10 protein-coding genes are annotated in these 12,745 nt (G+C 71.3%); 5 read left to right on the top strand and 5 right to left on the bottom strand.

Going from position 1 to position 12,745, the window contains the following annotated elements; translation table 11 throughout:
• Positions 1-27: 27 nt before the first annotated feature.
• The gene (locus EG812_RS06210) at positions 28-804 is read left to right on the top strand and encodes an SDR family oxidoreductase (RefSeq protein WP_126711012.1); all 777 of its coding nucleotides are present in this window, start codon (positions 28-30) and stop codon (positions 802-804) included.
• Between the two features lie 69 nt (positions 805-873).
• On the opposite strand, the gene EG812_RS06205 is transcribed toward EG812_RS06210, so the two are convergent.
• Positions 874-1,575, bottom strand: a complete 702-nt coding sequence (locus tag EG812_RS06205) for a CBS domain-containing protein (RefSeq protein ID WP_126711011.1) — start codon at positions 1,573-1,575, stop codon at positions 874-876.
• A 426-nt stretch (positions 1,576-2,001) separates the two neighbouring features.
• On the opposite strand from EG812_RS06205, the gene EG812_RS06200 reads away from it, so the two are divergent.
• From EG812_RS06200 to EG812_RS06185, 4 genes are read left to right on the top strand one after another with little or no spacing between them, the layout of a single operon-like run.
• Positions 2,002-2,397, top strand: a complete 396-nt coding sequence (locus tag EG812_RS06200; protein ID WP_126711010.1) for a YbaB/EbfC family nucleoid-associated protein — start codon at positions 2,002-2,004, stop codon at positions 2,395-2,397.
• On the top strand, positions 2,384-2,695 hold the full coding sequence (locus EG812_RS06195; protein ID WP_126711009.1) for a type VII secretion target: 312 nt from the start codon (positions 2,384-2,386) through the stop codon (positions 2,693-2,695). The genes EG812_RS06200 and EG812_RS06195 overlap by 14 nt, the downstream gene beginning before the upstream one ends.
• Complete coding sequence (locus EG812_RS06190; RefSeq protein ID WP_126711008.1) at positions 2,692-3,885, top strand: WXG100 family type VII secretion target; 1,194 nt, start codon at positions 2,692-2,694, stop codon at positions 3,883-3,885. Before EG812_RS06195 ends, EG812_RS06190 begins: the two co-directional genes overlap by 4 nt.
• The gene (locus EG812_RS06185; protein WP_126711130.1) at positions 3,885-4,226 is read left to right on the top strand and encodes a hypothetical protein; all 342 of its coding nucleotides are present in this window, start codon (positions 3,885-3,887) and stop codon (positions 4,224-4,226) included. The genes EG812_RS06190 and EG812_RS06185 overlap by 1 nt, the downstream gene beginning before the upstream one ends.
• A gap of 77 nt (positions 4,227-4,303) precedes the next feature.
• On the opposite strand, the gene EG812_RS06180 is transcribed toward EG812_RS06185, so the two are convergent.
• The 4 genes from EG812_RS06180 to EG812_RS06165 all read right to left on the bottom strand — a co-directional run bounded on the left by EG812_RS06180 (position 4,304) and on the right by EG812_RS06165 (position 12,639).
• Positions 4,304-5,305: a CehA/McbA family metallohydrolase gene (locus EG812_RS06180; RefSeq protein ID WP_126711007.1), complete on the bottom strand. Its 1,002-nt coding sequence runs from the start codon at positions 5,303-5,305 to the stop codon at positions 4,304-4,306.
• Between the two features lie 145 nt (positions 5,306-5,450).
• On the bottom strand, positions 5,451-9,371 hold the full coding sequence (locus EG812_RS06175; protein ID WP_126711006.1) for a CHAT domain-containing protein: 3,921 nt from the start codon (positions 9,369-9,371) through the stop codon (positions 5,451-5,453).
• Positions 9,368-11,326, bottom strand: coding sequence for a caspase family protein (locus tag EG812_RS06170; RefSeq protein ID WP_013734010.1), 1,959 nt, complete (start codon positions 11,324-11,326; stop codon positions 9,368-9,370). The genes EG812_RS06175 and EG812_RS06170 overlap by 4 nt, the downstream gene beginning before the upstream one ends.
• Complete coding sequence (locus EG812_RS06165) at positions 11,326-12,639, bottom strand: hypothetical protein (protein ID WP_126711005.1); 1,314 nt, start codon at positions 12,637-12,639, stop codon at positions 11,326-11,328. Before EG812_RS06165 ends, EG812_RS06170 begins: the two co-directional genes overlap by 1 nt.
• Positions 12,640-12,745 lie beyond the last annotated feature (106 nt).

Here is a 12,745-nt window from a genome sequence, read left to right as displayed (position 1 = left end):
GCCCGGTCCTGGCGCAGGGAGAACGTCGTGCACCCACCGATCCTCGTCACCGGCGGCACCGGCACCCTCGGCCGGCTGGTCGTCCCACTGCTGCACGAGGCCGGTCACCGGGTTCGGGTCCTCAGCCGTCACGGCGGGCAGCCCTCCCCCGGCGTCACCCACGTCACCGGCGACCTGGCCACCGGGGAGGGCGTCGACGCAGCGGTCCGCGACGTGCAGATCGTGCTGCACCTGGCCGGCGGCCAGAAGGGCGACGACCAGCTGGCGCGCACCCTGGCGCGGGCCGCGCGGCAGGCCGGCGTACGCCATCTGGTGTTCGTCTCGGTGATCGGCGCCGACCGGGTGCCGCTGGCCTGGCTACGGATGAAACTCGCCGCCGAGCAGGCTGTCGCTGACTCCGGCGTGCCGTGGACGACGCTGCGCGCCGCCCAGTTCCACGAGCTGACCCTGACTCTGGTCCGAAAGATGTCGGCCCTGCCGGTGATCCCGGCGCCCGGCGGGATGCGGCTGGAACCGGTGGACGGCCGCGAGGTCGCGGCCCGGCTCGCCGCGCTGGCCCAGGCCGCGCCGGCCGGCCTGGTGCCCGACCTGGCCGGCCCTCAGGTGTACGCGCTGGGCGAGCTGATTCGCAGCTACCTGCGGGCCACCGGTCGACGCCGGCTGCTGATGCCGGTACGGATGCCCGGCAGCGCGGGGCGCGCCTACCGGGAGGGGGCGAACCTGAGCCTGCCCGGCGCGACGAGAGGCACCCGCAGCTGGGGGCAGTTCCTCGCCGACCAGGTCGGGCACTCCGCGTCGGCCTAAAACGGATCGGGCCCGGTCGGGACACCACGGGGGTCTCCCGGCCGGGCCCGGCCGCGTGCGCCACCGGCGCTACAGGCGGGTCGGCTGCACGGGGAACGACGCGAAACGGGGCAGGTCGGTGTCGTCGAAGTCGAAGGCCAACTCGTTGACCACCTCGACGACGCCGCTCACCCGGGCGGCGAGCCGTCCCGCGATGTCGACCGCGGAGCGCCGGTCCAGCCGACCGGTCATGGTCACCACACCGTCGCGGACCTCGACCCGGACGGCACCCTCGCGTACCGCCAGCACCCGACGCAGCACCTCCTGCACCACGTCGTGGCGGATGTCCGCATCCGGGCGCAGGTGCACCCGCAACAGGTCGGAACGGGTCACGATGCCGACGACCCGGCCCAGGTCGTCCACCACCGGCAGGCGTTTGACCTGCTCACGGTCCATCAGCTTGGCCGCGGCGACCAAGGAGGTGTGCGGGGACGTGGTCACCGCCGGGGTCGTCATCAGCTCCCGGGCGTTGTCCGCCTCACCCTTGCGGCGCGACCTGCGCTGCCGGGCACCCTCGAAGACCCGCCGCTCGTGCGGCTCACCCATCCACTCCACCTTGTGCAGCAGGTCCGCCTCGGACACCACGCCCAGCACGTGCCCGAAGTCATCCACCACCGGCACGGCACTGACCCGCCGCTCGGCAAGCAGATCGACGATCTGCCGGTACGGCGTCTGCTCCACCACCGTGGCGACGTCCCTGGTCATCACGTCTTCCACCCGCCAGGCCCGCATCACGACCTCCTCTGTAAGGCTTGCGAATCCACGCTATGCCGGACCCGGACGGGCCGGTCAGTGCTGCCCGACCCGCCTGGACAGGACCTCTGGCCCACCCCGACCAGGCCCGTCGGCAAGCGACCGGACAGCGCGCCCGGCGGCGATGGTCGAAGCGCCCGGACCGGGCGGTTCGGGCGGCGATGGCAGAGTCGACGCACGCGGATCCGGCGGCTCGCGCGGCGGTGGCGGTGGTCGAAGCGCCCGGTCGCGGCGGCTCGGGCGGTGGTGGCGGTGGTCGAAGCTCAACGGATGGGCGGCTCGGGCGGTGGTTGCGGCGCGGGTGGACCCGGTGGCGTGCGTGCGCGGGGCAGCACGCAGCGCGACCGGTTGATAACGTGACGGCGACCTCGCCTCTGGCGACCGGCGATGTCCCGGGAGGCTCGCATGTGGGCGGACGAGGCCGCGCTGGACGCGACGCAACGCCGGCTCGACGAGTGGGAGGCGTCGCTCGCCGACCGGGCGCAGCGGGCCAGGGCCCTGTCGGCACGCGTCAGCACCCTCACCGGCACCGCCCACAACATCGACCGCAGCGTCGAGGTCACCGTCGACTCGGCAGGCCACCTGGTCGACCTGCGTCTGGACGAACGGATCCGCCAACAGTCCGCGGCACACACCGCGCGGCAGGTGCTGGCCACCACCCGAGCCGCCCAGGCCGACCTGCTGCGCCGCATCACCACGGCGACCACCGAGACCCTCGGCGACGACGACCCGGCCGGGCCGGCGCTGCTGGACTCCTACCGCCGCATGACCGGGCAGGACGCACCGGATGCCGACCGGTGAGCACATCCAGGTCGACCCCGACGACCTGGTGACCCACGCCGCACGCCTCGACCGGCACGCCGACACCCTCCACACCGCCCGACAGGCCGGCCAGCACGTCCGGCTCAGCGCCGACGCGTACGGTCAACTCTGCGCGATCATGCCCACGCTGCTCGACGGCCTGCAACGAATCCTGGTCGACGGCCTCGACACCGCCGCCACCTCGGTCCGCGACACCGCCGGCCGGTTACGCACCAGCGCCGAGAACTACCGGGCCACCGACACTCGCGCCCTGGATCGGGTACGGAACGTCCGGTGACCGGCAACCCGCTCGTCGCCGCCCCGGTGCACACCGGGCCGAGCGCCTGGGCGGGGGTCTGGATCCTCGACGACATCGAACTGATCCACCAGGGTGTCACCACCGGCAGTTGGATCGACGGCACCCTCGGCGTGGTCAGCGCCGGCCTGGACGCCCTCGCGTTCGTCTCCGACCCGGTCGGCGCCCTGCTCCAGTACGGCATCGCCTGGCTCATCGAACACGTCAAACCCCTCAGCGAAGCCCTCGACTGGCTCGCCGGTGACCCGGCGCAGATCACCGCACACGCCCAGACCTGGCGCAACGTGGCATCCTCGCTGCGCGACGAGGCCGCCACGCTGGCCCGCGACGTCACCACCGACATCGCGGCCTGGCAGGGCGAGGCCGCCCGTGCCTACCGTGCCTGGTCCACCGAACAACACCAGGCCCTCACCGGCCTCGCCCAGGGCGCCGACACGATGGCCGCCATCACCGAAGGCGCCGCCGGCCTGGTCGCCGCCGTCCGACTGCTGGTCCGCGACGCCATCGCCACCTGCGTCTCCCGCCTCATCGTGTACGCCACCGAACTCATCGCCACCGCCGGCCTGGCCACTCCCCTGGTCGTCGAACAGGTCACCACGCTGGTCGCCGCATGGGCTGCCCGCATCGCCCGGCTGCTGCGCGGGCTGCTCAACAGCCTCCGCCACCTCATCCCCACCATCCGCCGCCTCGGCGCCCTCATCGACCAGCTCAAAAAAGCCCTCGCCCGACTCCGCGACGCACCACCCAGCCCGAGTAAGCAACCGTCACACCCCGAGGAACCTCGTCGCTCTCCGGCTCCTGGCAAGGTCGACGAAGAACGCGTTCATGATCTCGGCATGGATCCCGCGACGGGACGGTTCCGGCCCGGCGAGGCAGAGACGGCCCTCCGGCTCGAAGCCGTGCTGGGCGTCAGGCTGACCCGCGCGCCGGCAGAATCGTCGGCCGACTGGGTCGACGAAGCAGGCCACACCTATGATGCAGTCGGCAACTTTCCCGGCCACTTCTTCGACCGGCAGTGGCCGCAGCTCCAGTATCAGATCGAGCGACACCTGGACAAGGCAGACTTTGTCCCGGTGGACGTATCAAGATTCTCAGCAGAGCAAATCTCGCAGGTCGAGCGCTTCATCGCCGACCGTGGTCTTGCTCCGCGTGTCTTCATCGTGGGGACGTGATGGCTGGCCTCATCGTGCTCCGGCCCGGGGTGGACTGGACTGCCACCGGAGGGCTTTTCGACTGGACCCTGGAGTTCCTGATCTCCCGCCTCTCCGACCGAGCCGTTGCAGGGCAGCTACAGGAGATCGTGGACAACAACCTGGGATCGTTGTGGCTGCATGAGCTTCCTGGCTCGGCACAACAGGAGATCGTCGGGCTGCTGCGCAACGGCCTGGTTGCGGCGGGTGCGGACCAGCTTCCCGAGACCGAGCAGAAGACAGTCGTGCTCGGACACCTTCAGGATCTGGTGGACGCCACGCACGCCGCCGGCTTTCCGGAGCGGCGTCGGCAGGCACGATGATCGACTCCGTTTCGCCGTAGTGGCGGTTTCCGCTGAGGCGTACCCCGCCGTTTCGGCGATACGGCGACGCGACTTCCTCAGCTCAGGATGATGGGGTTGCTGAGGGCGGCCATCTGCCGGCCGGGGTGGCGTACCTCGACGCGGACGAAGGACGTTTCGTCCGCGGTCGTCCGCCACTGTGTGACGCCCGCGCCGTCGTCGGGCAGCGAATGGCGGTGCACGACGCCATGCTCGGTGTGCAGGGTGATCGTGCCGGACGGCACACCGCAGACCTGCACCCGTACCACGATGGGCTCGCCGTCGGTGGCCAGGTGCTCGCCCACTCCCCCTGTCCGGTCGGCGGCGGTGGCGGTGACGTCGAGGGTGACGGCGGGCAACTCGGCGATCCAGCTTCGACCCGCGCGGACGCCGGCCAGCACCGCATCGCAGCTCAACTCCTCGGCATGGACCACGGTGTGCGGCGTACCGAGCTGACCGGCGAGATGCGCGTCACTGTTACCCACCGCCGGTTGCCACCGTCCTCGATGGACATCATGGGCCAGGCTGCGTCCCCACTCGGCCAGGGCCGCCTCGTTGTCGGCGTTCCATGGCAGGTCCGAGGCCCAGCGCCCGTTCCACACCTCCACCGCGTCGAACCAGTCGTACGGGTACATCAGCGTGCCCGATGGATACGGCGCGTGCGGGTGCGCCGCCACACAGAGTCCACCACTGCGGCGTACCTGATCCAGGTGTTGTCCGACCACGTCGTCCCGGACGCCGTAACGCCACTCGACCGCCTGCTCGGGGGCAAGGCCCAGGGCGAGCCAGTGGCCGGTCCGGGTGGTGACCTCCTGGCCCAGGATCACCAGCAGGTCGTCCCCGGCGTACGGCCCCCACTCGCCGTGCCCGGCGACCGTGTTGTGCTCGGTGGTGGCGATGAAGTCGAGGCCGAGCGTACGGGCTGCGGCGGCAAGGTGAGCGGGAATCAGGTCGGCACCCTGCGACAGCAGCGAGTGCACGTGCAGGTCGCCCCGGTACCAACCGGGCCCTCGGCCCGCCGCCCGTCGAGGCGGATAGCGCGACTGCGCGACATCGGACATCGACGTCCAGGTTATCCATCCGAACCAGGACGTCAGGGGGCACCCCGGCGGATCCGCGAGCGAGCCACCGTTGGCGACGCCGCCACCTGGCCGAGTGGTCGGCAGCGAACAAGCCGGGACCGGGTCGTGGGCGCTGACGCCCGGGTCACCGCCCGAGGTGGGTGAAGGCGGCCCAGGCCAGCGGCGCGGCGTTGTCGACGCGGGAACAGTGGGTGGCCAGTTCCGCCGGCATACCTTCGGGCGGTTCACGGTCCGGGTCCAGCATCCACAACTGGGCCCGGTGCAACGCCTCGGCCGGTGCACATCCCTGCTCATACAGGAAGTGGTGGACCTGGTACATCAGCAGGGAGGTACCCACGTCGGGCACCGACCACAAGGAGCCGAAAACGGTCTGGGCGCCGGCCGCGAGGAACGCGGTGGCCAGGCTGAACGCCTCGTCGGGCAGCCCACCGGCGAGGTTCGTCGTGCAGGCGGCGAGGAACACCTGACCCAGGTCGAGCGCCGCCAGCCGGGACACCTCCAACAGGTCACGGGCCGGCAGCAGACCACCGGCCAGCACCAGGTGTGAGTCGGCAGGTCGGGTCGGGTCGACGCGCCCGTGACAGGCGAGGTGCAGCAGGGATGATCCCGCCCCGACCGTGCGTACCCACTCCAGGACGGCTTCCGGGCGTGCCAGGTGCCCGGAATCGTCGGCCGGTCCGCCGAGATAGCGGCCCTCGGGGTGAAACCGTCGGTGGATTGCCTGGGCCTCGATGCCCGCGAACGGCAGGTCACCGAGCGGATCCCCGACCAACAGAGCCGAGCGGATCGGCTGTACCGGGCGCACCGCGGCGGTGCAGAGCAGCCGGGCGGAGGGGCTGTAGGAGACGACCAGGTCGTGCACGGCGTAGCGGCGACCGGACGTAGTCTGGCGGTAGGCGGCGTGCCAGGGCACCAACCCCAGTACGCCCATCGGGACGAGGACCACCCGAGCCGGGCCCGCCGAATCCGGCGGTCGCAGGTACGCCACCAGGTGACTCATGGCTGCTCGCCAGGCCCACCGGCACAGGTCGTCGATGGCGGTTCCCGCAGACGGCGGACGGGGCCCGCCGACCGGACCGGCATCTCGGGGTGCCCGCCTCCCCGCCCCGGCGAGGTCGGCACCGAAGGCGGCTCGCAGCAGCCTGCGCACCGGCGCGTTGTCGCCGGCCACCAGATCGCGTAGTTCGAGGATCTCGACCTCGCCGACGCTGGGGACCACCACCGCGAGGCCCGGCACCGGGGGCGCGGCCGGCACCAGATAGACGAGCGCGTCGGCCTCCAATGCGGTGAGGGCGCTGCTGATCTCGCCGGGGCGCACCTGTGCCAGCGGGCCGTGGGTGGTCAGGTCGAGGGCATCCAGCACACGCAACCGCAGGTCGTCGGGAATCTCCCCGGCCGCGAGCACCGAAGCGAGGGCAGCGCCGGTGAGCTGGTCACGGCCCAGTCCCCCGGTCTGTCGCCACTCCGTGGCCAACTCGGCCTGCCCAGCCTCCTCGAGCAGGTCGGCCACGTTGCGGGAGGCGGTCGCCGCGTGCAGGACCAGGCCACGCCCCGCGTCGAGGGCGGTGACAAGATCGTCGTCGGCCTGGTCCTGGAGGCACCATCTGGCGACGGTGGTCGCGGTCGCGGCGGCCTCCCGGGCGGTACCCATGGCGTAATCCGTGCCTGCCTGCAGGAGCACCCGCCGGGCACGGCCGTGCAGGCCGTCGAGCCCGAGCCGCCGGGCCCGCGCCCGGTCAGGGTCACCGGCCAGGCGCAGAGCGTATGCGAGGTCGTGAACCAGTTCGGCCCAGATCGCCATGTTGGTCCCCGCCTCCGCTGTCGCCTGCTCCAGAAGGGCGACGGCGGAGGCGGCGGCCTGCCGCTGTCCAAGGACCGCCAGGGGGAACTGGGCCTTCGCGGCCGTCGCCAAACTCCCTACCCGCAGGACATGGTGCTGCGGGAAACGGCCGGCAAGATCGGTCAGATAGTCCGCCCACTGGCGCAGCAGCGGCAGGTCGGCGCGCCGGAGGGCGGCCATGACCTGGACCCCGCCGACCAGCACCGAGAGGGTTGCGGAGTGGGTGGGAGGACCCGGTGGCAGCGGAACCGGCGGTTGCGGCCGGATCCCTCGGCCGTCGATGTTGTCGACCAGGTCCTCACAGAGGCGGACCAGTGGATCCAGCATGGCCGCGTTCAGCCGCGACGGGCCGAGCCGACGCCGCAGCGCAACGGCTCGCCGGGTCGCCGTCCGCATCCCCTCCACATCCCCCAGGCGACCCCGACCGAGCGCCTCTGACACGGCCGCCAGCATCTGGGCCTCAATGACGGCCGCGGTCTGGGAGTGACCGCGCGCGAGGGCCGCCGCCATGGCCTGCGCGGCGCGGTGCGGGCGGTCATCGAAGAAGCGAGCGGCTCGGGCCTGCAGAAAGTTCGGCAACACCGACCGGAGGAGGGTTCTGTCCGCCTCGGTCATCCGCTCGTCGGCAACGATTCGCAGGAAGGTCGGCAGGCCATCATCCGGGGTGCTGTCGCTGCGGCTGACCTGGTCGAACTGCCGCAGAATTCCTTCGACCAAGTCCAGCACCAAGGTGATGTCCGCAGGCTGGTCCGCACCGCCCATTCGCCCCACGGCCAACAGATGATGCATCCTCGGCGAGTCCGGCTCGACCAGCGCCTGCAGGACATAGGAGAGCTCGCAGCGCAGCAGTACGGCGGCCAGTAGAGCCCGGTCGTGTGGGCTGCTATCCGGCGCGTCATCCAGTGCGCGTCCCCCCTCGTCGAGAATCTCCCGCACCCGGTGCAGGCCTGGTGGAGCGCGATCGGGGTCCCGGGCAGACTCGTGTCCCAGCAACGCCCTGACGACGATCACCCGCATGACGTGCACCGACAGCAGTTCATCCGGTGCCTCCCCCTCGGCGAGGGCATGATCCAGACAGCGGGCAGCGGCGTCCAGGCTGCCCGGCACCTCGGCTAGCTCCCAGCGCGCCAGGTGCGTCGCGCCGAGGTGTACCCACACCCACCACGGTCGGGGCACCGAGGGCAGCGCCTGTTCCCACAGGGCGACCGCCTCGGTGAGGCTGTCGAGGTCACCGGCGGCGTACAGCAGCTCGGCGAGGGCCACCTGGCAGAGAGGGTCGTCATCCTCCGCACGCGCCGCACGCCAGCGGTCGATCGCCCGGGTCAGGTTCGCCGGATCTGCGTCCAGGCGCCACAAGGCGGCGTACGCCTCGGCCTGGTGGCGAAGCAGGTGACGCCGCATGGCGTCACCGGGCGGGCATGCCTCCACGGCCCGGTCGGCGGCCTGGATCGCCGACTCGACGCTCGTCCGGTCCTCGCGCAGGCCGGCCGCCTCCAGGTAGGCCGCGACCAGCTCCGTGCAGGCGAGAAAATAGTGGGCGGTGGTGTCCGGGGAGAGCCGGGCCAGCGACTCGGCGAGCAGCGCTATCGCCTGATCCAGATCCGGTACGTCCTTGCTGCCATTGTCGTACCGGTTCAGCAGGAGCACACCCAGCAGCATCCGGGCGTACGCGGTGGACTCCTCACCGGAAGGGCTGGTCAGCACCACCTGGAGGGCATGCATGGCTTCGGCGCCGTACTCGACCGTCGCCTCCGGCGTCTCGCTCTGCGCGTACCGCCAGAGATACCGGTTCCAGATCGCCTCCAGCAGGGTGTTCGCCACGTCATCGCGTTCCGTGTCCTCCGACGGCCACCCCCGGTACGCCTCGATCAGGTGTCCGACCGCGCTTTCGTGATCGGTGCTCTCGTCGTCGGTGCTCTCGTCGTCGAGCCAGGTCCGTTCGAGGTGGGACATGCCCTTTCCCCAGTGCCAGAACGGTGCCTGCTCGTGGTGGGGGGCGTAGGTCAGCGCCCGGTCGAATTCGACGATGGCGGCCAGGAGCGACGTCTCGTCCTGGTCGCGTACGTAGCGTTCGCCGTACGCCTGCCCGAGCAGCCCGGCCAGTTCGGCGAGGTCCTCACCGTCGGGCGGGGAGGCTACGAGCACGGTCAGGTGTGCAATCCAGTCGTCGAGAGGTACCTCTTCGATCTCCTCGTGGCCGTTCACCGACGCTCACCGGCCAGGTGGGCACCGCGACCGGCGGGCACCTCGGTGACCACCGGCACCGCCAGGGTGATCCAGTCGCTGGCACCCGTACCGGCGGCACCGGCATCGCGGTGCACGGCGGCCAGCCCCAGGCGGCCCAGGAGACCGGCGACGGCCAGTGGAGAGCGTCTCCTGTCAGCCGAGATGTCCTCGATCGCGGGCAGCTCGAACGGAGCGGAGCTGAACTGTTCCTCGGCGGCGAGCAGCAGCAGCCAGTCCCGGGTGCGCGCACCCGGTTGCACCGGATCGCCGGCCGGGATCGTGAACTCGACCGCTCGCCCGTACAGCGCCGCCCCGACGTGCCCGGGTGCGACATGATCCCCGGCGAAGAGCGTGGCGTGGACGCGGTGCCGTTCGGTGATGTTCAGCAGGACGAAGAAGAGTTTCCGACCGCTGTTGTTACGCAGCTGGACGAAGACCGTCGGGGGTCGCCAGGTCCCCTGTTCCCACCGATAGCGAAGATGCAGGGTGCCGTCTCCTGCCGGCAGCAGGGGCGGGCGGTACGCGGGTGCCGTCGACTCACCCGGACGGGCCTCGACCAGTTCCATGCCGACCGCACCCGCCAGCCCGGAGATCGGGTTCACCAGGGCCTTGATCTGGTGCACCCGAGCCAGATGTTCGAGGGCCAGGACGGCCCGCCGGCCGCCGTCGTCGACGGCCAGCTCGGCGCAGAGCGGGAAGCCGTCCGCGTCGCGGATGCGCACCCGGTCCGGCAGGTGTACGTCCAGCAGCAGGTCGGCGCTGCGCTCGTCGTCCCCCTCGACCGGTCGTACGTGCGCAGAGGGCCCGCCGCCCGGCGCGGCCGAGGCCAGCGCGGTGAGCACCGGGTCGGCTGCGGAGCGGTGTACGCCGTCGACCGCCACCGTGACCCTCGGCATCGGGACCCGGCTCAACACGACCGGGTACTGGGTGTCCTCGTCGGGTTCCCAGCCCAGCGGCTCCACCACACTGCGTCCAGGATGGACCCGCACGATCCGCGCCTCGCGCAGCAGCGGCCCGGGCACGGCAACCCGGACGTCCTGGGCGGCCGAGGGCAGGGACAACCCATGGCAGGAGCCAGCGTCGATCTCCCATTCGCCCCGGATTCGACGCATCCGGATACCGATGGCGGGCAGGGTGACCCGTCCGCCCAGGAAGGGCTGATCAGCGATTCCGGGGGTGACCGGCTCCAGCTGCGGGACCTGCTGCCGGGACTGGCGCTCCACCTCGCATCGCGCCGCCACCAGCAGGTCGCGGTATGTCGCCGAGGGCGCCAGCCGACGCATGGCGCTCAGCAAGGACCAGCTGAACAGGCCGTACGCCCGCCCGTCCGCCCAGGTCTCCCCTGCCGTCTCGTCCGTCCGGCAGGCCGCCAGTGCGACATGCTGGGCAGGTGGCCGGGTCAGCACGCGGCGCAACTGCGGCAGCAGCGCTTCGAGTCTCGGCGGGGTGGTCGAGGCGGGCGCGTAGCGGACCAGGTCGCGGGTGGCGCTCTGCGAGTGGCAACTGTCCAGCACGACCGCCAGGTGAGCACCGGTGCCGGCTATCTCGTCGCACAGGAGCAGCAGCTCCTTGTCGTAGAGGTCCGGCACCTCGTCGTGTCGGCTGTCATGGCAGACCAGAGTCTGCATCTGACCGGACGGCTCCAGGTGGGACAGTTCCTTTGGCACCGCGGCCCAGGAGCCGTGCCCGCTGAACCAGAACAAGGCGGTGTCGCCCGGCCCGGCCTGGCCCAGGTGCTCACGTAGGCCCGCGATGACGGCACTGCGGGTGGCGTCTTCGTTCGCCAGCAGCCGGATGGCTCGCGGGTCGCTCACCCCGGCACGTACCTGTAGATAGTCCCGCACCGCGAGCACGTCGTTGTGGCATCCCTGAAGCTGGCCTGCGGCCCGGTAGCGGTCGATCCCGACCAGCAGCGCGAAGATCCTCCTGGTCATCATCGGCTCCCCACGGGCACATGCAGCCAGCCGTGCTCGACGAAGCCCTTGTCGGGCAGGTCAATGGTGATCTCGGTGAACTGGTGGGGCAGCGGGGGAACCACGGAGTGCCGGATGACGTCCTGGTAGAGCAGGTCGGGCACGCCCAGGACGTAGTCGGCGGTCGGGGTGTCCCGGATGGCGGCGCGTAGCGGTGGGCTGTCGAGAATCCGATGTACCGCGATCGCCGCAGTGCCGACCCAGCCGCTGTCGGCCGGTTTCATCAAGCCACGGTGCAGCGCAACCCGCAGTCGTACCCGCTCCTCGGCGCTCAGGCCGTCGTTGGTCCGACGCAGGGCTTCGGCCAGACCGCAGATCAGGTCCGGGATCACCCGCGACTCATCGATGCCCACCGGCAGGACAGCGAACTGCCCGTCGCCCTGGGCCTGCACCACGACCGTGGCCTCGTCCAGGCCGGCGCCGGCGCGGGCCTCGGCCAGGGACCGCACCAGCCACGACTGAGTCCGTTCGGCAAGATGATTCGGTCGGCGGCTGTAACCTGTCACATCGGCGGCCAGGCACAGTCGCACGGCCGCGCCACTCGGTACGGGGTTCTCCGGCAGGGCCTCACGGAAGGCGACCGAGTCCGCGAGGGTGGCGGACCGGTGTACCGGCCGATGCCGCCAGGTGCCGAGGGTCTCCACCCGCAATCCGATGCGCCCGGACAGGAGCCGGGTCGACGGGGGCACCTCGATCATGGCGTGCATCCCGTAGGTCAGCGGCAGGAACATCGCCCCGGACGGGTCCTCGTACGTCCAGCCGAACCGGTGCCGGTGCAGGCCGAACGACCAGGCTCGGGGACGGCCGGAGCGGGGGGCCAGGCGGAGCAGCCAGCCCTGCCGGGTGGTGGCGGCGAGGATCGCGCGGTCGGCGGCCGGGGTCAACGGATGCGGAGAGCTGGCGGCGTAGCTCAGGCCGAGGGTGCCGCCGTCCCGGTCGAGCCGTACCGCCACGGCCTCCGCGTCGTCGAGGGCGACCTCGAAGCGGACCGAGGTGTAGCGCCGGGCGTCCGGCGGCTCGTTCAGGTCGAAGGCGACCAACAGCCCGTAGTAGTGCCGCCCGGACGCCTGCGCACGGCGGCGCAGTTCGACCGGCAGATCCTCGACCGGCACCGGGAAGATCAGGGGACGACCACAGCTCACCGTGCCCGCGCCGAAGGACGGATCCGGTTCGTCGACCCCCCGCACCTGCTCCGGTCGAAGCGGCAGTCGAGCCAGCACATCGGAGGATTGCAGCCGTTCCTCCGCCGGATGCCTTGAGGGGTTTGCGGTCATCGACCCTCCAGTTCACCGTTCGTCGAATGGTCGGCAGCCAGCATCAGTCCACTGTCAGGGCCGTACGGATTGCACCGGGTCACCCATTTCGACATCTACATGTCAC

Origin of the sequence: Verrucosispora sp. FIM060022 (assembly GCF_003977705.1) — a bacterium.
GTDB lineage: Bacteria > Actinomycetota > Actinomycetes > Mycobacteriales > Micromonosporaceae > Micromonospora > Micromonospora gifhornensis.
Note: the sequence above shows the minus strand (reverse complement) of the source record. Positions and strands in the feature narration are given on the sequence as shown.